This window comes from Pseudomonas sp. G11, from assembly GCF_029457515.1.
Lineage (GTDB): Bacteria > Pseudomonadota > Gammaproteobacteria > Pseudomonadales > Pseudomonadaceae > Aquipseudomonas > Aquipseudomonas gorinensis.
The window spans coordinates 3,538,276-3,557,264 of sequence record NZ_CP120377.1; the positions used below are offsets into that span (position 1 = coordinate 3,538,276).

Annotated in this window: 19 protein-coding genes; 5 read left to right on the forward strand and 14 right to left on the reverse strand. The window is 60.7% G+C overall.

Annotated elements, in window-relative coordinates; genetic code table 11:
* The first annotated feature begins 59 nt into the window (after nucleotides 1-59).
* A complete protein-coding gene (locus P2T68_RS16220; protein WP_024075832.1) occupies nucleotides 60-1,385 on the forward strand; it encodes a sigma-54 dependent transcriptional regulator in 1,326 nt (441 codons plus the stop codon).
* Between the two features lie 117 nt (nucleotides 1,386-1,502).
* Here the strand turns inward: P2T68_RS16220 and P2T68_RS16225 are convergent, their stop codons facing one another.
* From P2T68_RS16225 to P2T68_RS16255, 7 genes are all read right to left on the reverse strand, one after another.
* On the reverse strand, nucleotides 1,503-2,813 hold the full coding sequence (locus tag P2T68_RS16225; RefSeq protein WP_024075831.1) for a transporter: 1,311 nt from the start codon (nucleotides 2,811-2,813) through the stop codon (nucleotides 1,503-1,505).
* A 50-nt stretch (nucleotides 2,814-2,863) separates the two neighbouring features.
* Nucleotides 2,864-3,613: a hypothetical protein gene (locus tag P2T68_RS16230; protein WP_024075830.1), complete on the reverse strand. Its 750-nt coding sequence runs from the start codon at nucleotides 3,611-3,613 to the stop codon at nucleotides 2,864-2,866.
* Between the two features lie 21 nt (nucleotides 3,614-3,634).
* Nucleotides 3,635-4,312, reverse strand: coding sequence for a C39 family peptidase (locus tag P2T68_RS16235; protein WP_024075829.1), 678 nt, complete (start codon nucleotides 4,310-4,312; stop codon nucleotides 3,635-3,637).
* Between the two features lie 62 nt (nucleotides 4,313-4,374).
* A complete protein-coding gene (locus P2T68_RS16240) occupies nucleotides 4,375-5,079 on the reverse strand; it encodes a hypothetical protein (RefSeq protein ID WP_024075828.1) in 705 nt (234 codons plus the stop codon).
* A 67-nt stretch (nucleotides 5,080-5,146) separates the two neighbouring features.
* Nucleotides 5,147-5,704 carry a hypothetical protein gene (locus P2T68_RS16245; RefSeq protein ID WP_024075827.1) on the reverse strand — a complete coding sequence of 186 codons (558 nt, stop codon included), beginning with the start codon at nucleotides 5,702-5,704 and terminating at the stop codon, nucleotides 5,147-5,149.
* Complete coding sequence (locus P2T68_RS16250) at nucleotides 5,701-6,153, reverse strand: hypothetical protein (RefSeq protein ID WP_024075826.1); 453 nt, start codon at nucleotides 6,151-6,153, stop codon at nucleotides 5,701-5,703. Before P2T68_RS16250 ends, P2T68_RS16245 begins: the two co-directional genes overlap by 4 nt.
* A 331-nt stretch (nucleotides 6,154-6,484) precedes the next feature.
* The gene (locus tag P2T68_RS16255; protein ID WP_102625361.1) at nucleotides 6,485-7,480 is read right to left on the reverse strand and encodes a FecR family protein; all 996 of its coding nucleotides are present in this window, start codon (nucleotides 7,478-7,480) and stop codon (nucleotides 6,485-6,487) included.
* A 509-nt stretch (nucleotides 7,481-7,989) separates the two neighbouring features.
* On the opposite strand from P2T68_RS16255, the gene P2T68_RS16260 reads away from it, so the two are divergent.
* Entirely contained in the window at nucleotides 7,990-9,027 is a 1,038-nt protein-coding gene (locus P2T68_RS16260) for an Ldh family oxidoreductase (RefSeq protein ID WP_024075824.1), read from the forward strand.
* Between the two features lie 34 nt (nucleotides 9,028-9,061).
* Here the strand turns inward: P2T68_RS16260 and P2T68_RS16265 are convergent, their stop codons facing one another.
* Entirely contained in the window at nucleotides 9,062-9,382 is a 321-nt protein-coding gene (locus P2T68_RS16265) for a DUF883 family protein (RefSeq protein ID WP_016979401.1), read from the reverse strand.
* 163 nt (nucleotides 9,383-9,545) lie between these two features.
* Here P2T68_RS16265 and P2T68_RS16270 point away from each other — a divergent pair, with 163 nt between their 5' ends.
* A complete protein-coding gene (locus tag P2T68_RS16270; RefSeq protein WP_024075823.1) occupies nucleotides 9,546-9,797 on the forward strand; it encodes a hypothetical protein in 252 nt (83 codons plus the stop codon).
* On the opposite strand, the gene P2T68_RS16275 is transcribed toward P2T68_RS16270, so the two are convergent.
* Nucleotides 9,772-10,689: a LysR substrate-binding domain-containing protein gene (locus P2T68_RS16275; RefSeq protein ID WP_102624564.1), complete on the reverse strand. Its 918-nt coding sequence runs from the start codon at nucleotides 10,687-10,689 to the stop codon at nucleotides 9,772-9,774. The genes P2T68_RS16270 and P2T68_RS16275 overlap by 26 nt on opposite strands.
* Nucleotides 10,690-10,781: 92 nt before the next feature.
* Here P2T68_RS16275 and P2T68_RS16280 point away from each other — a divergent pair, with 92 nt between their 5' ends.
* On the forward strand, nucleotides 10,782-11,708 hold the full coding sequence (locus tag P2T68_RS16280; RefSeq protein WP_024075821.1) for a carbon-nitrogen hydrolase family protein: 927 nt from the start codon (nucleotides 10,782-10,784) through the stop codon (nucleotides 11,706-11,708).
* 187 nt (nucleotides 11,709-11,895) lie between these two features.
* On the opposite strand, the gene P2T68_RS16285 is transcribed toward P2T68_RS16280, so the two are convergent.
* The 3 genes from P2T68_RS16285 to P2T68_RS16295 are packed head-to-tail and all read right to left on the reverse strand — an operon-like array spanning nucleotide 11,896 to nucleotide 14,356.
* A complete protein-coding gene (locus P2T68_RS16285) occupies nucleotides 11,896-12,447 on the reverse strand; it encodes a GNAT family N-acetyltransferase (RefSeq protein WP_193689417.1) in 552 nt (183 codons plus the stop codon).
* A 7-nt stretch (nucleotides 12,448-12,454) separates the two neighbouring features.
* Nucleotides 12,455-12,916: an LEA type 2 family protein gene (locus P2T68_RS16290; RefSeq protein ID WP_024075819.1), complete on the reverse strand. Its 462-nt coding sequence runs from the start codon at nucleotides 12,914-12,916 to the stop codon at nucleotides 12,455-12,457.
* 12 nt (nucleotides 12,917-12,928) lie between these two features.
* Nucleotides 12,929-14,356 (reverse strand): nucleobase:cation symporter-2 family protein, encoded by a 1,428-nt coding sequence (locus P2T68_RS16295; protein ID WP_102624562.1) that lies wholly within the window; start codon nucleotides 14,354-14,356, stop codon nucleotides 12,929-12,931.
* Nucleotides 14,357-14,588: 232 nt separating this feature from the next.
* Here P2T68_RS16295 and P2T68_RS16300 point away from each other — a divergent pair, with 232 nt between their 5' ends.
* Nucleotides 14,589-16,214, forward strand: coding sequence for a methyl-accepting chemotaxis protein (locus P2T68_RS16300; RefSeq protein WP_277379591.1), 1,626 nt, complete (start codon nucleotides 14,589-14,591; stop codon nucleotides 16,212-16,214).
* 454 nt (nucleotides 16,215-16,668) lie between these two features.
* On the opposite strand, the gene P2T68_RS16305 is transcribed toward P2T68_RS16300, so the two are convergent.
* Nucleotides 16,669-17,649 (reverse strand): D-glycerate dehydrogenase, encoded by a 981-nt coding sequence (locus tag P2T68_RS16305; RefSeq protein ID WP_277379592.1) that lies wholly within the window; start codon nucleotides 17,647-17,649, stop codon nucleotides 16,669-16,671.
* Nucleotides 17,649-18,944 carry an MFS transporter gene (locus tag P2T68_RS16310; protein ID WP_069075849.1) on the reverse strand — a complete coding sequence of 432 codons (1,296 nt, stop codon included), beginning with the start codon at nucleotides 18,942-18,944 and terminating at the stop codon, nucleotides 17,649-17,651. Before P2T68_RS16310 ends, P2T68_RS16305 begins: the two co-directional genes overlap by 1 nt.
* Nucleotides 18,945-18,989 lie beyond the last annotated feature (45 nt).

Here is an 18,989-nt window from a genome sequence, read left to right on the forward strand (position 1 = left end):
AGGCGTCACAAACTGTTGTTTCTAAATAACTTTACTATTTTTGGCGCCAAGGAATAGTCATGGTTGTTACACCTGTCCAGCGCCGTTTGCTTGTGGTCGATCCCTGCGATGACTGCCATGCGCTATTGCCTGGCCTGCGCACTGCCGGGTGGGAGGTGGACAGCTGTACCCTGGAAGCGGTGGGAGACCGGTCCTGCGATGTGGGCTTGCTGCGTTTGCAGCCTTATCACCTGGAGCGTCCCGAGGCCGTCAAGGAGCTGATCAGCCGCAGTGGCACCGAGTGGATCGCCGTGCTCAACCAGGAAGTGTTGCGCCTGCAGAACGTCGGTGATTTTGTCTGCGAGTGGTTCTTCGACTTCCACACCCTGCCATTCGATGTCTCCCGGGTGCAGGTCACCCTGGGCCGCGCCTTTGGCATGGCGCGCCTGCGAGGCAAGGGCCATGCCCCGGTCAACGAGCCCGAACATGAATTGCTCGGCGACAGCCGGCCGATCCGCGAGTTGCGCAAACTATTGTCGAAGCTTGCGCCCACGGAGTCGCCGGTACTGATTCGCGGCGACAGCGGTACGGGTAAAGAACTGGTCGCCAAGACCCTGCATCGGCAATCCCAGCGCCATGCCAAGCCGTTTGTAGCGATCAACTGCGGGGCGATCCCCGAACACCTGATTCAGTCTGAGCTGTTCGGCCATGAAAAAGGCGCGTTTACCGGCGCCCATCAGCGTAAGGTCGGGCGGATCGAGGCGGCGAACGGCGGCACGCTGTTCCTCGATGAAATCGGCGATTTGCCGATGGAACTGCAAGCCAACCTGCTGCGCTTTCTCCAGGAAAAACAGATTGAACGGGTCGGCGGCAGCCAGCCCATCCCCGTGGATGTGCGTGTGCTGGCAGCGACCCACGTTGACTTGGAAGCGGCGGTGGCCAAGGGCACGTTTCGCGAAGACCTGTATTACCGCCTGAATGTGCTGCAAGTGGTCACCGCGCCCCTGCGCGAACGCCACGGTGATGTGGCGATGTTGGCCAATCACTTTTCACGCTTCTACAGCCAGGAAACCGGCCGGCGCCCGCGCAGTTTCAGCGAGGGCGCCCTGGTCGCCATGGGGCAACACCCGTGGCCGGGCAATGTACGTGAACTGGCCAACCGCGTACGGCGTGGCCTGGTGCTGGCTGAAGGGCGGCAGATCGAAGCCGTTGATCTGGGCCTGGAAGGCGAACAGGCAATTTCTTCGCCGATGGCTACACTGGAAGATTACAAGCACCGCGCCGAACGCCAGGCGCTGTGCGATGTGCTCAACCGGCACAGTGACAACCTGAGCGTCGCGGCCCGTGTGTTGGGCGTTTCCCGGCCGACGTTCTACCGGTTGCTGCACAAACACCAGATCCGCTAGGGCGGGTAAACCGAAAAGCCCCGCAACGACCCTTATCGTTGCGGGGCTTTTCCTTTGTCAAAGGTCCCCTTGCGCAGCCAAGGAACACCGGCTGGGACGCTCCGTGTCCCGATGCCGCTAGAAGTAATACGGGAATTTCAAGCTGAAGGTGAAGTCCGGCGCATCATCCGTCATGCCGATCGCCAGGTTCGGCACGATCGTCAGGTTATCCGATGCCGCAATGGTCATGCCCACGTTGAAGTAGCCCGCATTGGCGTCGCTGGAGACCACCGATTGCCAGTCGCCGCCGTCCTGCTTGACTTTGCTCTTGCGCTGTACCAGATCGGACACCGAGAACGACATACTCATCTTTTCGTTCAGGGCGAAGGCTACGCCGACACCGAACTGGAAGCTGTCCCCCAGGTGAATCTTGCCGGGTATTTTCTGGTTGACGTTGGGGCTGATATCGCTGAACGAGTCTTCGAAGTTATGGGTATAGGACAGCGATCCGAACAGCACCGCCGGGTCGAACGTCTTGACCAGGGATATCCCCGGCGTGATCGACCACACACCGTTGCCCGTAGGCAGGCTTTCCGGCACGGCAAGGTTGTCGTTGCCGGGCTGCTCGATCAGCTTGATGCCATAGGGATCCTCGCCGGTAGGGGCCTTGACCCGCAACGACACTACGGCATCCGGTAGGCTGACGCTCTCGTCGAGGAACTTGTAGGCAATGCCGAAGTTGACGTCGCCGATGGTCGGATTGCGAGTGACCGAACCTTCCGAGGTGACGTTGGAGCTGCCGCCGGCACCACCGGACTGGTAAGTCGATTCGCGGTACACCACTGGCACGTTCACATCGAATTGCCAGCGGTTGTCCACGTTGTAACGCCCGGTCATGTCCAAGGTCCAACTGTCCGACTTGATCCGGTCCAGGTTGATGTTGCCCAGGAAGATCGAATCGAGCGCCAGGAAACCATTGAGGGACAACTGGCGAGCATCGTAGCGGGCATAAGTAATGCCGGTTTCGAAGCTGAACTTGCCATTGCCGAAAAAGCCGCTGGCCTCGTTGTACAAGTTGCTCACACTTTGTGCGGGCGCCGAGTCGTCCTTCAGGCTTTGCCCGTAGGAACTGCCGCCACCTGCGCCGCCCGACGCCGTCGCTGCACCGGCCCCCGGTGTATTGCCGGCCACTGTGGTGCCGCCTTTGCGCAGATCGGCGGGAGATTTGACCAGGCGTTTAGGGGCAGGCGTTGCGGGTTGGTCTTCTACCTGCCGTACCCGTTGCTCCAGTACCGCCAGTGCTTTTTGCTGCACTTCATAGCGTTGTTTAAGTTCCAGCAGCTCCTGTTTCAGGGTTTCGATATCTGCCTCCGGTGCGGCATACAGCACGGATGCCGGCAGGAGCGTACTCAAACAAACCACGGCACGTAACGATAACGATCGATGCATGAAATAGCCGTCCCTTTTTTTAATGCGTAAGTGTCGTGGCTCAGCGTAGTTCAATAACCGGCGGGACGGAGGCCTTTAAGTTGATCCAAGTTAAGGTTTTGCGTGATGTTGTTCAAACCGTTGTTTCCCAGCACTACATTGAGGTTGGTCAAGTTGCTCACGAAGTTGCTGTTGCCTTGAATGACAGTGCCTTGCAGCACGTTGCCGCCGCCGATTTGCTGCACGACATTGCCCTGGTTGTTATTGGCCAGTAGCGCCATTTGCAGCCCGCCGTTCTTGGCGGTTACGGTGACCTGGCCAGCAGCGGTGCTACCGGTGATCGACTGGCCTGCCACCAGGGCCTGCCCTGACTGTACGTAGTTGGCGGGGGCCAAGCCGTTTTTGGTGACGTTGATGTCGACACCGTTGGTGGCCGTGTTGCCGTCACCCGCGGCCCGCACCGTCTGGACCACGCCCTGGCCTGTACCGAGCCCTGCGCCGCCGACCACCGTGCCAGTGCCTTGAGGTTGCTTGACCACTCCGGAACCATCGTTGCCGGTAATCTGTACGTAAAACTGCGGGGTGACAGTGGACGAGTTGACTTGCATGTTGGCGGTGCCGGTGACCGTTGCACCGGCAGCATTGGTCCAGGTACTGCTCATCACAATGCCAAAGCTGATAATCCGCCCCGGCATCACATAGCGGCCGCGCAGCTCGGCCATTTCCGAATCCTTGAGTTCGATCGGCTTGAACGCCGACGAGGCATACACAGGTGCTGAGGCTGCCAGGCACATGACTGTCAGCCAACGGAGAGTGTTCATCGTCTGCTCCTTCTTGCGCTTCTAGAAGAAGTCGCTCGAGATAAAACCGAAATCCATCAATTCGCTGTCGCGTACCGGGCTGAACTCGTTCAACTGTTTCTTGGCGGTCAGCGGCGTGGGCGGGTCGAGCAGGGCATTGGCTTTGTCGTAGCCTTCACCCAGTACGGCGAAGACGATGCCGTTCCAGCCTTTGATGAAATCGTCTTTGGCATAACGCTTGTGACCCAGCACGGGGTCGCCGATGTACACCCAGTCCTTATCGGCGCGCTGCAACACCACGAAATGTTTGTAGCCGCGAATGTCCAGCAGCACTACAACGGGCACTTTCACGGTAATCAGCACTTCTGGAGTGATCCGATAGCCCCTGGCACGCATGTGGATGCTTTCCAGGTAGCGCTTCATGTCGAGCATGGAGAAGCCCTGGGTACGCACCAGATCCTGGTCGGCGTTGAGCAGCATGCCCTTGATGACGTGGTCTTCGTCCACGTCCATCCAATAGGCTTGGCGCAGGATGGTGGCGAGTGCGGCGGCACCGCAGCTGAAGTCGGTTTTCTGTTCCACCAGGTTGGCGAATTTGCGCTCGCGAATGCTTTCGACCTTTTTGTAGATCAACCCACCGCCGGGCATGACCACGGCCAATTGTCCTGCCCAGGTTGGGCCGGTGAGTGCTAGCAGCAGGCAGAAGGCGACGAGGCGCATGATCGTATGACCTGTTGGACACTGGAAATAAAAAGGGCCTTGTTGCCAAGGCCCGATCTGGATCAGAAGCGAGTGGTGGATTGGACCACAACGTTGTTCTGACCTTGGTTGTTGCTGCCCGACAGAACGTTAGAGTTCGACACCCCAGAGCTGTAGTTCATCGAGTTGTTCACGCTGGCGTTGTTGACAACAGGTTTGGTGCTCCAGCTGTGGCCGCTGCTGATATTGAGGGTCAGGTTGCTGCTAACTTCCTGCACACCATTGACGGTTGCGAGGCCGCCAGAGCCATCTTTGTTCGATTGAACGACAGTGCTGTTGCTGGCTTGGTTGGACGTGCCCGCTGCGGCGTTCAACTGAATGATGCCCGAAGCGTTGTTACCGCTATCGTTGAGGGACGCATTGTTTTTGGTACCGCTGTTGATCACCAGGTTACCGGTGTTCGATTGTGCAGAGTTCACAGCGGCGAACACGAAGTCTGCATCGGCAGACTGGACGACTACATCGTTTTTGCCTTGGTTGTTGTCACCGCTGAGAACGTTGCCGTTGGCTACGCCACTGCTGTGGTTGTAGGAACTGTTGGCCGATGCGTTATTTTGGGTTTTGTCGTTGATCACCACGTTGCCATGGTTGCTTTGACCGTCATTGGCGGCCGCCGCAGCGACGGTTGGCGGTTTTGGGTGGTGGTAGGGTTGACCCGCTTGAGCAGCAACAGCCATGAGCGCAGCGAGAGCGAAAGCCAGTGGTTTGAGAGCCATTGTAGGTTTCATGGTGTATCTCCTTGCTTCTATTGGTTGGTTAAGTGTTGGTGCCTTTCTAACTAGCGACTCAGCTTCATCAGTTGAGTCGTACATTCAGGGTGTTAGCCACTCGGTTCCCCACCCCGGCGCTCTGGTTGACCTGTACCACTCCACGGCTGCCGGTGAAGGCCTGGTCGCTGGTAACGACCTGGCGGCTGCCAGTGATAGGGGTCGCCCCTGAGTCGGTTGCAAGCGCAACGGTCTGTTGCGACATGACACTGTCGTCGATGCTTTGCGGACCAGCGCTGACGCTGATTTGCACGGCATTGATCATCTGGTTCTGGGCTCCGGCCGACTGATTGACGCTCAGTACACCGTTGCCTTGGCTGAAAGAGCTGCCCTGAATCGCCGCTTTGGCATTCAGGGAGCGGTCGACGGCCACACCGTTGATTTTTTGCGTGACCGAGAGATTCGCCTGGGCGTTGTGGCCCACTGTGATGGCGACGTTATTGCTCAGTTGCTGCTGGTCGCCGGCCGCCTGGTTGAGCAGTACGATCCCATTGCCCTGGCTGCCCGAGTTATCAATGGTTGCGGTGTTGTCGGCCATTGCCGTGGAGCATCCCAGTACGAGCACAAGCATCCAGGAACGATTCATTTCATTGCCCCCCCGACCATGCCGCTGATGTTGTTCAGTGGTTGCAGGCCGCTGGACACCGCGCTGTTGACCGTACCGGCGATACCGCCGCCACTGTGACCAGGCGCTGCGCCGGCACCCAGGCCGATACCGCCGCCGTTGTTGTTCAGGCCGGCGATGTCGCCGGTCGGCATGATGCTGCGCGTGAGCCTGGCGCCACTGCTGATGCCCGCGAAGTCGTTGTCGCTGAGCTCGCTGTTGGTGGCGCGATAGACCTGTGCCGATGGATTGGTATTGGCGGTAGTGGGGTAGGGGTCGACACCGCGAGAACGGCCGATGGCGTAAGGTTGCACCTGGCGTTCAATCACGATCACACCGTCACCTGCAGCGAGCACTGGAGCGCTCACGCTGGCACCGAGTACGCAGCTGATCAGCAGAAGGCTCAATAAGCCCGAAGTGTGAGTGACCACGGCAGCATTCCTTTTTTCTGCGCGCTGACCCTAAACAGCGCTGTGAGGAATAGAGCAGAACGCGTGCCGATTTTTAATATTGTTTATTATTCAATGGGTTATGAATATTGGCGGGCAAAGTAGTGGCTGCGTTGTTTCATGGTTGAAACACCATTGCCCAGGTGCGCACTGACCCGAACCCAGCAAAAACGCTTCACCTGGTTGTATCAGTGCTGTAACACCGAACATGACAAAACGATGAAGTCGCTCAGCATGGGCAGTCCAGGGACGGGAGGTGTTTCAAAAATGGACACCGCAGGCCCAAGCGAGCCTGCCTGTGCAAACGCAGGGTTCAGCCTTTGGGGGCTTTACGCGGGATGGCGTTGAGGACGGGATTGCCGTCCTGGTTCTGGGTCAGGTAGACCGGCAGTACCTTGGGCAGGGAAGGGATGAGGCTATTGACTTCACTGGTGTTGTAGATGCCACCGATGCGGATTGCCCCGGTGTTGGCATCCGCCAGCATGACCGGCTTGTTGAGGTAGCGATTGATCAGGGGCAGGGCATCGGCCAGGGCCAGGTTGTCGAGCACCAGCTTGCCCTGGCGCCAGGCCAGGGCGGAGTCGTTGGGGTTCATCGAACTGATTCGAGGGGTGGCATCGCCCTGCTGGTAGCTGGCCTGCATGCCTGGCGTCAGTGGCACGCTGCCATGCGCCTTGTCGCTGGAAATCTGCACCGAGCCTTCGAGCAGCATCACCCGTACCTGGTCGTCATATTTCCAGACATTGAATTGCGTGCCGGTGACTCGCACCTGGCCCTCGCCGGCCCGCACGATAAAAGGATGGGCGCGGTCATGGCTGACCTTGAAAAACGCCTCGCCTTTTTTCAGCGTGACCTGGCGCTGGTCCTTGTAGTGGCTGTAGACCAGTTCGGTGCCGAGGTTGAGTTCCACCTGGCTGCCATCGCCCAATGTGACCTGGCGTAAGCCGTTGGTGGCCTCGAAGCGCTCATAGGAGCTGGGCAGCCAACCCGCTTCCCAGCCGGTAAAGGCTACCAGGGGCAGGGCCGCGAGGCTGATCGCTGCGGCAACGGCATAGGTGCGCAGCCGGCTGCGTGGTTTGAGCGGCATCCCCGCCGAGGCCGCCTCATTGCGTGGCAAATGATCGGCCACGTCCCAGATTTCCAGCATCGCTGCGTATTCGAACGCATGCAGCGGATGAGCGTCGTGCCACTGCTGAAAGGCCTGCCGTTCGCCCGACGTGCAATCACTCGCATGCATACGCATGCACCAATGCGCGGCAGCGTCGGTGATGGCGTCATATTCGGCTTCTGAAAGGGACTTTTCGCTCATTAACTCATCCTGATTTCCCGCATTCTAACCTCCACAGCCGGATAGCGAGAACAGCCATGATGGCAATTGCACTTCAATTGGAATTTATTCTCGTTTGAAAGCCGAGAAAACTGGGGGTATGAGTCCGTCACTCCTACCATCCCTGTGTTGCGAGGCACCGGAACGGCCATGGCTGATCAACCTTAACGCCCGGCAGATGGGGCTGTTGTGGCGAGCAGGCTTGTTGTGGTGAGCGAGCTTGTTGTGGCGAGCGGGCTTGCCCCGCGTTGGGCTGCGCAGCAGCCCCAACACCAGGCACCGCGGTGTGTCAGTTAAAAACACATCGCCTGTAATGGGGCCGCTTCGCGCCCCAACGCGGGGCAAGCCCGCTCGCCACAACAAGCTCGCTCGCCACAGGGCATATGGCGATAGATAACTGAAGCGCCCGTTGACAGCAGCCACAGGGGGCGTTGTTTAATCAACGGTCTGGATTCTTGTTGTCTCTTCCAATTACAAAATCGGAGCTACAGATGTCTGCCCAGTCCCCGATAGTTGACAGTCCTTCAGTGTTCATTGGTTTCAATGACCTGGTGGGGTTGCTGCATGCCATCTTCGTGAAGCACGGCACCTCGCCTGAGGTTGCCTCGATCCTGGCGCGCAATTGCGCCAGCGCCGAGCGCGACGGCGCGCACAGTCACGGAATCTTCCGCATTCCCGGCTACCTGAGCACGCTGGCCAGCGGTTGGGTCGATGGCAAAGCCACGCCCGTGGTCACGGATGTCGCCTCCGGCTTCGTGCGGGTGGACGCCTGCAACGGCTTCGCCCAGCCGGCCCTTGAAGCGGCCCGTGCACTGCTGGTGGACAAGGCCCGCAGCGCCGGCATTGCGCTGCTGGCCATCCATAACTCCCATCACTTCGCGGCACTGTGGCCGGACGTCGAGCCCTTTGCCGAGGAAGGGTTGGTGGCGTTGAGCGTGGTCAACAGCATGACCTGCGTGGTGCCCCATGGCGCCGATCGGCCACTGTTCGGCACCAATCCCATCGCCTTTGCCGCCCCCCGTGCCGATGGCTTGCCCATCGTGTTCGACCTGGCCACCAGTGCTATCGCCCATGGCGACGTACAGATTGCCGCGCGCAAGGGCGAGCGATTGCCGCCGGGCATGGGCGTCGATAGCCTCGGTCAGCCGACCCAGGACCCCAAGGCCATATTGGAAGGCGGCGCGCTGTTGCCCTTCGGCGGGCACAAGGGCTCGGCGTTGTCGATGATGGTCGAATTGCTGGCCGCCGCCCTGACCGGGGGCAACTTCTCCTTCGAGTTCAACTGGGCCGATCACCCAGGCGCGCGTACCCCCTGGACCGGGCAATTGCTGATTGTCATCGACCCGAGCAAAACAGCTGGGCAAAGCTTTGCCGAGCGCAGCCAGGAACTGGTGCGGCAGATGCATGCGGTGGGGTTGCGTCGTTTACCGGGGGATCGACGTCATCGCACGCGGGCGAAGTCGCAACAGCAGGGGATTGAACTGCAAGCGCAGGACCTGGCGCAGTTGCAGGCGCTGCTCGAAGACTGAAAGGGGCGGCGCCATGGGCGCAGCCCCTGGCGCATCAGTTACGGCGGCCGAGCAACAGGCCGACGACCAGGCCGAAGCCCGCCGAGATAGCCACGGTCTGCCATGGGTGGCCACCGATGTAGGTCTCGGTGGCATCGACCACCGGCTTACTGCGCTCGCGCACGTTGGACACCGAGTCCAGCGCTTGCTTGAGTTTGATGGCGACCTGCTCGCGCAGGGTTTCACCTTCTTCGCCCACCAGCGAGGCGCTGCTCTTGAGCAGTTTGTCCGATTCTTCGATCAGCGCCGTGAGTTCGCTGAAGGCTTGATCCTTGATTTGATCTTCAACAGCTTGGGCAGCGGTTTTGCGGGCCATTGTGTGACTCCTTGCAGGTAAATGTGACAGTGAACAATGGAGTGCCGGGCGATGGCAAAAGTTGCAGTTTTTTTGCCAGGCACGGGTTCTGGGCAAAATCTGAATCAGGAAATTTCCACCTACAGTGTAAGATGTCACCTATTTGTGCAGCAGGTAATTCAACATGAGCTTCAATCTCGCCAACAAGACCCTCGCCGAACGCGCCGAGCTGGAAGATGAAAAGTCCCGTCTCTACGACCTGTGGCAAAGTAACCTGGGCAAGGCCAAGGGCGAAGCCGCCCGGTTGTTCGGCGAACGTGCCAAGCGCAAGGGCAAGTGGGCTGAATGGGTACGCGCGGAACTTGACGGCATGTCGCCGCCGGAGTTCTCGAACATGGTGCGCAGTGAAGTCAACAAGCTGATGGCGGCCAAGTAAAACTGGCGCTGATCGCTTCGCGCACCTTGAGCAGCAGCGGGTCTAACTGGGCCTGTGTACGCCAGCCCAGTTCCACCGGGTAGCGGGGCAGCGCCAGCGGGCAGGGCAGTACGCAAAGCCCGGTGAGGCCGGCGATGGCCTCGGCCGCATGCCCGGGAATGGTTGCCACTGCCTGGCTGCCCTTGAGCAGGAATGGCAGTGCGGCAAAATGGCTGGTCGAGGCGCACACCTGGCGGCTCAACCCCTGTGCCGCCAGCCCCTCATCGGTGATCCCGATAAACCCGCCCGACGACACCAGGATGTGCTCACGCGCCACGAACTCCGCCAGGCTGATGCCGTGCTGGCCCGGCGCCAGGCTGTGGGCGTCCACCAGGCAGCGATAATCACCTTCCCCCAGTACTAGCCGGCTCAGCCTGCGTTCGGCAAACCCGCCGGCGGTGATCGCCAGGTCCAGGGTGCGATCGAGCAGGGCGCCGGCGACGATCTGGCTGTGGGTCTGACGGAAGATCACCCTGAGTTTCGGCAGACGCTGTGCGATGACGTCCATCAGCCGACGGCCATAGGCGATCTCGAAGTCGTCGGACAGTCCCACCACGATCGATCGCCCTTGATAGTTCGGGTTATCCGGATGGGTCATCGCCAGGCTTTGTCGGCAACGGTCCAGTGCCTCACTGATCACCGGCTTGAGTTGATTGGCGCGCAAGGTCGGCGCCAGGCCCCGGCCGGTACGCACGAACAACTGATCACCATACAGTTCGCGCAAGCGGCGCAACCCCGCGCTGATGGCCGATTGCGTCACACCCAGGCGCAACGCCGCGCGGCTGGCGCTGGACTCATCGTGCAGGGCTTCGAAGGTTTTCAGCAGGTTCAGGTCGACCTGGGCGATATTCATTTGGCTCATATCATTTAGCACTGAAGTGGGCTTTATTCATGATCGAGCCTGGCCCGAGAATGGGCAACCCCCCACTACTTGGAATGATCGTGATGCCTGTTTCTATTGTGGCTGCATTGCAAATCGGTGCCTTGCCGGGCGGCAAGGCCGAGACCCTCGCGCAAATCCTGGCTTATGAAGACGAAATCCTGCGCAGCGGCGCGCAACTGGTGGTGATGCCGGAGGCGCTCCTGGGCGGTTACCCCAAAGGTGAAGGTTTTGGCACGCAACTGGGTTATCGCCTGCCCGAGGGGCGCGAAGCCTTTGCGCGTTATTTCGCCAATGCCATCGATGTGCCGGGCACCGAGACCGAGGCGCTGGCGGGGTTGTCGGCCCGTACCGGCGCGAGCCTGGTCCTGGGTGTGATCGAGCGCAGTGGCAGCACCCTGTATTGCACCGTGCTGTATTTCGAACCGTCTGGCGGTCTGGTGGCCAAGCACCGCAAGCTGATGCCCACTGGTACCGAACGATTGATCTGGGGCAAGGGCGATGGCTCCACCTTGCCGGTGATCGACACGGCGGTAGGGCGGGTCGGCGGCGCGGTGTGCTGGGAAAACATGATGCCGCTGCTGCGTACGGCGATGTACGCCAAGGGCGTGCAAGTGTGGTGCGCGCCGACGGTGGACGAGCGTGAGATGTGGCAGGTGAGCATGCGTCATGTGGCGCACGAAGGGCGTTGCTTTGTGGTCAGTGCGTGCCAGGTGCAGGCTTCGCCTCAGGCGCTGGGCATCGAGGTTGCCAACTGGCCTTCAGAGCGCCCGTTGATCGCAGGTGGCAGCGTGATTATCGGCCCCATGGGCGACATCCTGGCTGGGCCGTTGCTGGGGGAGGCGGGGCTGCTGACCGCGCAGATCGACACTGACGATTTGGTGCGCGCGCGGTATGACTACGACGTGGTAGGGCATTACGCCCGGCCGGATGTTTTCGAGCTGGTGGTGGATGAGCGCGCCAAGCCAGGCGTGCGCTTTATCACCGACTGAAGCCTGATGCCCGTCAGCTAAGGCTTTTTTGTAGGAGCGAGGGGGACGCCTGGTTCTTGCTCGCGAAAAACTCACAGGCGCCGCGTTCATTCAGGAAGCACGCGTTATCGTTGACGTTTTTCGCGAGCAAGAACCAGGCGTCCCCCTCGCTCCTACAGAAGGGCGAGCCCCGTCCCACCTTTGGCCCTCAGCGTTTGGGCGATTGGGTTTTCAGCCATTCCTCGCGGGTCATTTCCCAGATATGCCGTGGGAAAGTACCTTCCACAAACTCAGCTTCATCCGTACGGATCAAACGCATGCCCGTACGCTCGGAAATACGCCGCGAGCCCAGGTTGGGTGCCGCCTTGGGCACCCGCAGCAGCGGGCGCTTGAGCACGCCGAACCAATAGTCGGTCACCGCCGCGCTGGCCTCGGACATCAGTCCTTGCCCTTGCCATTGCGGCCCTAGCCAGAACCCCCGGTTGTTATCCTGCTCGTCCATCAAGCTGATGTTGCCGATCAATTGTTCAGGCGCGCTTTTCAGGCGTAGCGACCAGTGCCATTCCTCGCCACGGGCCATGGCGGGGAGGGCGTTCTGTTCCAGATAGGTGCGCGCGCCGTCGGCCGGGTAGGGCCAGGGCACCAGGGCGTTGAGGTAACGCACGACCTCCCAATGCGGGAATTGCTGCTGGATCCCTTCGGCATCGTCCAGGGTCAGTGGGCACAGGATCAGGCGTTCGGTGAAGAGTGTCGGTTGCATGGTGTCATTACCAGGTCGCGGTATTCGGCAGGTCCAGGGTGCCACGGTCCACAAAACGCATGGTGCCGAACAGCCCGCCCGCTAACTTGCCGCGCAGTACATAGGGCAGGTTGTTCAAGCTCTGGGTCTGGCTCAGGCCCAGGGTCTGGCGCAATACGGAAAACGCTGAAACGCTGACCGGCACCATCAGCACCGTCTCGGAAAAACGTGGGATGGATCCGCGTTGATCACTCACCCCCGACGCCAGCGGCCGGCCATTGACCTCCAGGTCCAAGGCCACGCCGTTGTAGTCGATCGGAGTTTCATTGGGGTTCTGTACCCGCAGTTTCACGGCGAAGCGTACTTCCAGGTCCTGGCTTTGCAGGGGTTCGATGCCCACCACATTGATCGTCACCGGGTCGCGGTTGGGGAACAGGGCGCAGGCGCTCAGGGTGAGCAGCAGTAGCGATAGAACCATGAGCTTGCGCATACAAAGGTGCTCCTAGTGCGTGACGTCCGGGTCCTGCATTACTTTGAGGGTTGAGGACTCCGGATCAAATTCATCTTCTTCCAGCTCTATGAACGCTTCGGGCAGGAAAATGTTCAGCAGGATTGCACAGAACGCGCCCACGGTGATCGGCGATTCAAAGATGTTGTGCAGTGCCTTGGGCAGGTCACGCAACACTTCCGGGACCGCCGCGACGCCCAGGCCCATGCCCAGCGAGATCGCCACGATCAACACATTGCGCCGGTGCAGCCCGGCTTCGGCGAGGATCTTGATGCCGGCCACCGCGACGGTGCCGAACATGATCAGCGTCGCGCCACCGAGAACGGGTTTAGGCATCAGTTGCAGCACCGCGCCGATCATCGGGAACAGCCCCAGCAGCACCAGCAGGCCGGCGATGAAATACGCCACATAACGGCTGGCCACGCCGGTGAGCTGGATCACGCCGTTGTTCTGGGCGAAGGTCACCATCGGCAGGCTGTTGAAAGTGGCCGCCATCGCCGAGTTGAGGCCGTCGGCCAACAGACCGGACTTGATACGCTTGATATACAGCGGGCCCTTGACCGGCTGCTGGGAGATCATCGAGTTGGCTGTCAGGTCGCCAGCGGCTTCCAGGGGCGAAATCAGGAAGATCACCGCCACCGGGATAAACGCCACCCAGTCGAATGAGAAACCGTACTTGAACGGCACCGGCACGCTGATCAGCGGCACCTGGGGCAGGGCTGCCAAGTCGACGCGGCCCAGCCACCAGGCCACCACGAAGCCCAGGGTCAGGCCGATCACGATCGAGCCCAGGCGCAGGAACGGATTATTGAAGCGGTTGAGTACCACGATGGTCAGCAGCACCAGCGCCGCCAAGCCCATGTTGCTTGCCGCGCCCAGGTCGCTGGCGCCAAAACCACCCGCCATGTCGGTGACTGCCACCTTGATCAGTGACAGGCCCATCAAGGTAATGATGGTGCCGGTCACCACCGGGGTGATCAGCTTGCGCAGCTTGCCGATGAACTGGCTGAGCACCACTTCAATAAATGCTGCGAAAAAACAGATGCCAAAGATCGTCGAGAGGATCTCATCGGTGCCGCCGCCCCGCGCCTTGACCATGAACCCTGCACTGAGGATCACGCTGATAAAGGAAAAGCTGGTGCCCTGCAGGCACAGCAGCCCTGAACCGATCGGGCCAAACTTGCGCGCCTGCACAAAGGTGCCCAGGCCCGAGACGAACAACGCCATGCTGACCAGGTACGGCACTTCGCTTTCCAGGCCCAGCACACCGCCGACGATCAGGGTGGGGGTGATGATGCCGACAAAACTGGCCAGTACATGCTGCAACGCGGCAAAGATCGCGGCGGTGAAGTGCGGGCGGTCTTCCAGGCCGTAGATCAGGTCGGATTTATAGCGCGGGCGGGGGGCTTGAGCGTCAGACAAAATACAGGCTCGGGTCGAAAAGGGAGGCGCAGGATGCCAGAAACAGCCGGTTGTCAGAAGTGTGAAAAAATATTTCGGATTTTTTCAATTAATTTCTCAACCCTGCCGATAGCCTGGATAGGCCCACACTCCAATTAGAACGGTGGCGCCAAAGGTCCAGGCTGCGCGTTGACGCCCACGGATCGTGTCGCGGCAAGGATGCTCGCCCACACTACTTCTCGAGAGTACCCCTATGTCCCTTCGTAATTTGAACATTGCCCCCCGTGCTTTTCTCGGTTTTGCGTTCATTGCGCTACTTGTCATTATTCTCGGGGTGTTCGCGGTCAACCGCATGACGACCATCCGCCAGGCATCGTTGGACATGTCGGCCAACCAACTGCCCAGTGTGAAGTACCTTGGCAATCTGACCGAGAACGTGTTGCGCCTGCGCATCTTGTCCTTCCGGATTCTGATCAACCGCGAACCCGCCGCCCTGGAAGAGGCCAAGACACGTGTGGGCGTGCTGGTGGACAAGGTCAAGGTGGCTCAGAAGGCTTACGCGTTAACGCCCGCCGGTCCGGAGGAGGCGGCCCTGTATAAAACCTTCGCCACGACCCTCGACAACTACCTTACTGCCCAGGCCGAGATGTTGTCGTTGTCCCAGCAGAACAAAGTCGAGGAAATGCGCACGCTCATCAACACCCGCATCAAGGACGGCACGGACCAGATGGGTGAGCAGTTGAACAAGCTGATCGCAATCAATAGCGCCGGCGCCGACCAGGCCGCCCGTAACGCCGAAGGTAGCTATCAGCAAGCCGTCAGCGGGATCGTGATCGTGTCGGTGGTGGCTGCGTTGATGACGGTGCTGCTGGCCTGGTTGCTGACTCGCAGCATTGTTACGCCGCTGCGCAAGGCCGTGGAAGTGGCTGAGACCATCGCCGGCGGCAACCTGACCAAAGTCATTGAAGACGCTGGCAAGGACGAGCCGGCACGCCTGATCAGTGCCCTGTCGCGCATGCAAGCCAACCTGCGCCAGACCATCCAGCATATTGCCGGCTCGGCCACGCAGTTGGCGTCCGCCGCCGAAGAACTGAGCGCCGTGACCGAGGAAGCCTCCAAAGGCTTGCAACAACAGAACAACGAAATCGACCAGGCGGCCACCGCCGTCAACGAAATGACCGCTGCGGTCGAGGAAGTGGCGCGCAATGCGGTGTCCACCTCCGAGGCTTCCAACCAGTCCAACCAGGCCGCACGCGAAGGCCGCGACCGGGTGGTGGAAACCGTCGGCGCGATCCAGACCATGACCCAGGACGTACAAAACACCGCAGCGATGATCGAAGGCCTGGCGACCCAGGGCCGTGACATCGGCAAGGTACTGGATGTGATCCGCGCCATCGCCGAGCAGACCAACCTGCTGGCGCTCAACGCGGCGATCGAGGCAGCCCGTGCCGGTGAAGCCGGGCGTGGTTTCGCGGTGGTGGCCGACGAGGTGCGGGCCCTGGCCCATCGCACCGCGCAGTCGACCCAGGAGATCGAGAAAATGGTCGCCGGCATCCAGAACGGCACCGGCGAAGCCGTGCAATCCATGCAGCAAAGCAACCAGCGCACCCAGGACACCTTGGAAATGGCCCGGGCTGCCGGTGTGGCGCTGGAGCAGATCACCCAATCCTTCAGCCTGATCAACGAACGCAACCTGGTGATCGCCAGCGCCTCGGAAGAACAGGCCCAGGTGTCTCGCGAAGTGGACCGCAACCTGGTGAACATCCGCGACCTGGCGACTCAGTCGGCGGCGGGGGCCAACCAGACCAGCGCGGCCAGCCATGAGCTGTCGCGCCTGGCGGTGGATTTGAATGGGATGGTCGCCAGGTTCGTTATCTGACCCACTTTGCAATGCCATCCAAATGTGGGAGGGAGCCTGCTCCCGATGGCGGCGGGGCAGTCAACTCATCTACTGACTGATCCGCCACCCTTCATGCCAGTCAGTTAAGGCGAAACACTTTAACTGTGGCGAGCGGGCTTGCCCTAATGCCGTTCAGTTAAGGCTTTTTTGTAGGAGCGAGCTTGCTCGCGAAGAACTCACAGGCGCCGCGTTCACTCAGGAAACACGCGTTATCGTTGACGTTTTTCGCGAGCAAGAACTAGGCGTCCCCCTCGCTCCTACAGAAGGCGATGTACGCTTAACTGAACGGCATTAGGGCTTGCCCCGCGTTGGGCTGCGCAGCAGCCCCAAAACACAGCCCCGGAGCGGCCTGGCACACTGCAGCGTTGTTATTGGGGCTGCTTCGCAGCCCAACGCGGGGCAAGCCCGCTCGCCACAGGGGCGGCGCTGCCTCCTACGATTGCTTCCAGGCCCCTGGGTTCACCAGGTTTTTCGGCTTCTGGCCCGCCAGCGCCGCCAACAGATTATCCACCGCACACTGGGCCATCGCTTCGCGCGTCTCATGGGTCGCAGAGCCGATATGCGGCGTTGCCACTACGTTGTTCAAGCGCAGCAACGGCGAGTCGTGAGGCAGCGGTTCGCGCTCGAACACATCCAGCCCCGCCGCGCGAATCGTGCGCTGCTGCAAGGCCTCGACCAGCGCGGCTTCATCCACCACCTTGCCGCGGGAGATATTGATAAAGATCGTCTCCGGGCCCATCAGTGCGAATTCCTGGGCGCCGATCAACCGCTCCGTTTCTGCGGTGAGCGGCAGTGTCAGGCAGACGAAGTCCGCTTGTCGCAGCAAGTCGTCCAGGCTGCGGTACTGCGCGCCGAACCGTTCTTCCACCAAGGGCTTGGGCGAGTGGCTGTGGTAGATCACCGGCATGCCAAAGCCGAAATGCCCGCGCTGGGCCAGGGCTTCGCCAATGCGGCCCATACCGATGATGCCCAGGGTCTTGCCATGCACATCGCTGCCGAAGTGCGCCGGGCCGATGTTTTTGTTCCATTGGCCGGCACGCACCATGTCGGCCAACTCGACCACGCGCCGAGCGGTCGCCAGGATCAGGGCGAACCCAGTGTCGGCGGTGGTTTCGGTGAGCACGTCGGGCGTGTTGCTGAGCAGGACGCCGCGCTGGGTCAGGTAATCGATATCGTAGTTGTCGACCCCCACTGAGACACTGGCCACCGCCTCCAGGTGGGGCGCCAGGTCCAGCAGCTTGGCATCCAGGCGCAGGCTCGCACCGAGCAAACCGTGGGCGCCGGGGAGGGCATCGCGCAGTTTGGCCAGGCCGCTGTCATCCAGCGCCTCGATCAAGGTGACCTCGGCCTGCTCATGCAGGCGGGCCATCAGCGGGGCAGAGAGTTTCTTGTACAGCACGATGGATTTTTTCATCAGGTCTTGGCCTTCAATTCGAGGGTATGCAAAGGCGCGCGCACGCGGTCGCTGGCGCCAGGCTTGAGGAAAATCGTCAGCACCACCGAGAGCATCAACGCGCCGCTCATCAGCAGGTATGACGCGCCGGGCGAGCCGGTGCTGCTATTGAGGTAACCCACCAGGTACGAACCGCCGAACGAACCGAGCGCGCCCATGCTGTTGATCAGGGCCATGGCGCCACCGGCGACGTTGGCGGGCAGGATTTCCGGGACGATGGCGAAGAACGGGCCATAGGGCGCATACATGCACGCACCGGCGATGACCAGCAGGGTGTAGGACCACCAGAAGTGTTCGGCACCCAGCACGTAGGACGCGTAGAAGGCGATCGAGGCGATCAGCAACGGTGGCCACACAAAGCGTTTACGTTTTTGCAGTTTGTCCGAGCCCCAGGACACCGCCAGCATGCCGATCACCGCCGCTAGGTAAGGCAGGGCTGACAGCCAGCCGGCCTCGACCATGTCCATTTTCAAACCCGCCTTGAGGATCGACGGCAGCCACAGCACAAAGCCATACACGCCGATGCTCCAGCAGAAGAACTGCAGCGCGAGGATGATCACCTTGGGTGAGCGGAACGCCTCGGCGTAATTCTTCACGGCCTTGATGCCCACCTGTTCGGCGGCCAACGCAATTTCCAGGTCTTTTTTATGCTGTTCGCTCAGCCACTGGGCGTCTGCAGGCCTTTCATCCGCCAGTTTCCACCAGATAAACGCCCACAGCACCGCCGGCAAGCCTTCGATGATGAACATCCAGCGCCAGCTGAAATGCTGCACCAGGTAACCCGACACCACCGACATCCACAGCATGGTCACCGGGTTGCCGAGGATCAGGAAGGTGTTGGCCCGCGAACGTTCGGCACGGGTGAACCAGTGGCACAGGTACACCAGCATGGCGGGCATCACCGCCGCTTCGACCACGCCGAGCATGAAGCGGATCGCGATCAGCATATAGGCGTTGGACACCACGCCGGTCAGGGTGGCCAGGCCGCCCCAGAGGATCAGGCTGACAAAGATCAGTTTCTTGACGCTGCGCTTCTGCGCATAGATCGCCCCCGGCACCTGGAAGAAAAAGTAACCGAGGAAAAACAGTGCCCCCAGCAACGACGACATGCCGGGGGTGATCATCAGGTCCTCGGCCATCCCGGAGGCGGCGGCGAAACCGTAGTTGGCGCGGTCCAGGTACGCCAGGCTATAGGTGATAAAGACGATGGGCATGATGTACCACCAACGGCGGGTGGCGAGTTTCACGGTTTCCATGGGGTTGCTCCTGAGCTTGTTGTAGTTGTGGCAACAGGTAGTCGG

Bases quoted from the DNA above. Each gene is read 5' to 3' on its own strand.
- P2T68_RS16280 (WP_024075821.1), top strand. From the start codon at position 10,782: ATGCCTGTTTCTATTGTGGCTGCATTGCAAATCGGTGCCTTGCCGGGC.
- P2T68_RS16310 (WP_069075849.1), bottom strand. From the start codon at position 18,944: ATGGAAACCGTGAAACTCGCCACCCGCCGTTGGTGGTACATCATGCCC.
- P2T68_RS16260 (WP_024075824.1), top strand. From the start codon at position 7,990: ATGTCTGCCCAGTCCCCGATAGTTGACAGTCCTTCAGTGTTCATTGGT.
- P2T68_RS16285 (WP_193689417.1), bottom strand. From the start codon at position 12,447: ATGCAACCGACACTCTTCACCGAACGCCTGATCCTGTGCCCACTGACC.
- P2T68_RS16265 (WP_016979401.1), bottom strand. From the start codon at position 9,382: ATGGCCCGCAAAACCGCTGCCCAAGCTGTTGAAGATCAAATCAAGGAT.
- P2T68_RS16275 (WP_102624564.1), bottom strand. From the start codon at position 10,689: ATGAATATCGCCCAGGTCGACCTGAACCTGCTGAAAACCTTCGAAGCC.
- P2T68_RS16270 (WP_024075823.1), top strand. From the start codon at position 9,546: ATGAGCTTCAATCTCGCCAACAAGACCCTCGCCGAACGCGCCGAGCTG.
- P2T68_RS16245 (WP_024075827.1), bottom strand. From the start codon at position 5,704: ATGAATCGTTCCTGGATGCTTGTGCTCGTACTGGGATGCTCCACGGCA.
- P2T68_RS16220 (WP_024075832.1), top strand. From the start codon at position 60: ATGGTTGTTACACCTGTCCAGCGCCGTTTGCTTGTGGTCGATCCCTGC.
- P2T68_RS16255 (WP_102625361.1), bottom strand. From the start codon at position 7,480: ATGAGCGAAAAGTCCCTTTCAGAAGCCGAATATGACGCCATCACCGAC.
- P2T68_RS16225 (WP_024075831.1), bottom strand. From the start codon at position 2,813: ATGCATCGATCGTTATCGTTACGTGCCGTGGTTTGTTTGAGTACGCTC.
- P2T68_RS16235 (WP_024075829.1), bottom strand. From the start codon at position 4,312: ATGCGCCTCGTCGCCTTCTGCCTGCTGCTAGCACTCACCGGCCCAACC.
- P2T68_RS16305 (WP_277379592.1), bottom strand. From the start codon at position 17,649: ATGAAAAAATCCATCGTGCTGTACAAGAAACTCTCTGCCCCGCTGATG.
- P2T68_RS16290 (WP_024075819.1), bottom strand. From the start codon at position 12,916: ATGCGCAAGCTCATGGTTCTATCGCTACTGCTGCTCACCCTGAGCGCC.
- P2T68_RS16230 (WP_024075830.1), bottom strand. From the start codon at position 3,613: ATGAACACTCTCCGTTGGCTGACAGTCATGTGCCTGGCAGCCTCAGCA.
- P2T68_RS16300 (WP_277379591.1), top strand. From the start codon at position 14,589: ATGTCCCTTCGTAATTTGAACATTGCCCCCCGTGCTTTTCTCGGTTTT.
- P2T68_RS16240 (WP_024075828.1), bottom strand. From the start codon at position 5,079: ATGAAACCTACAATGGCTCTCAAACCACTGGCTTTCGCTCTCGCTGCG.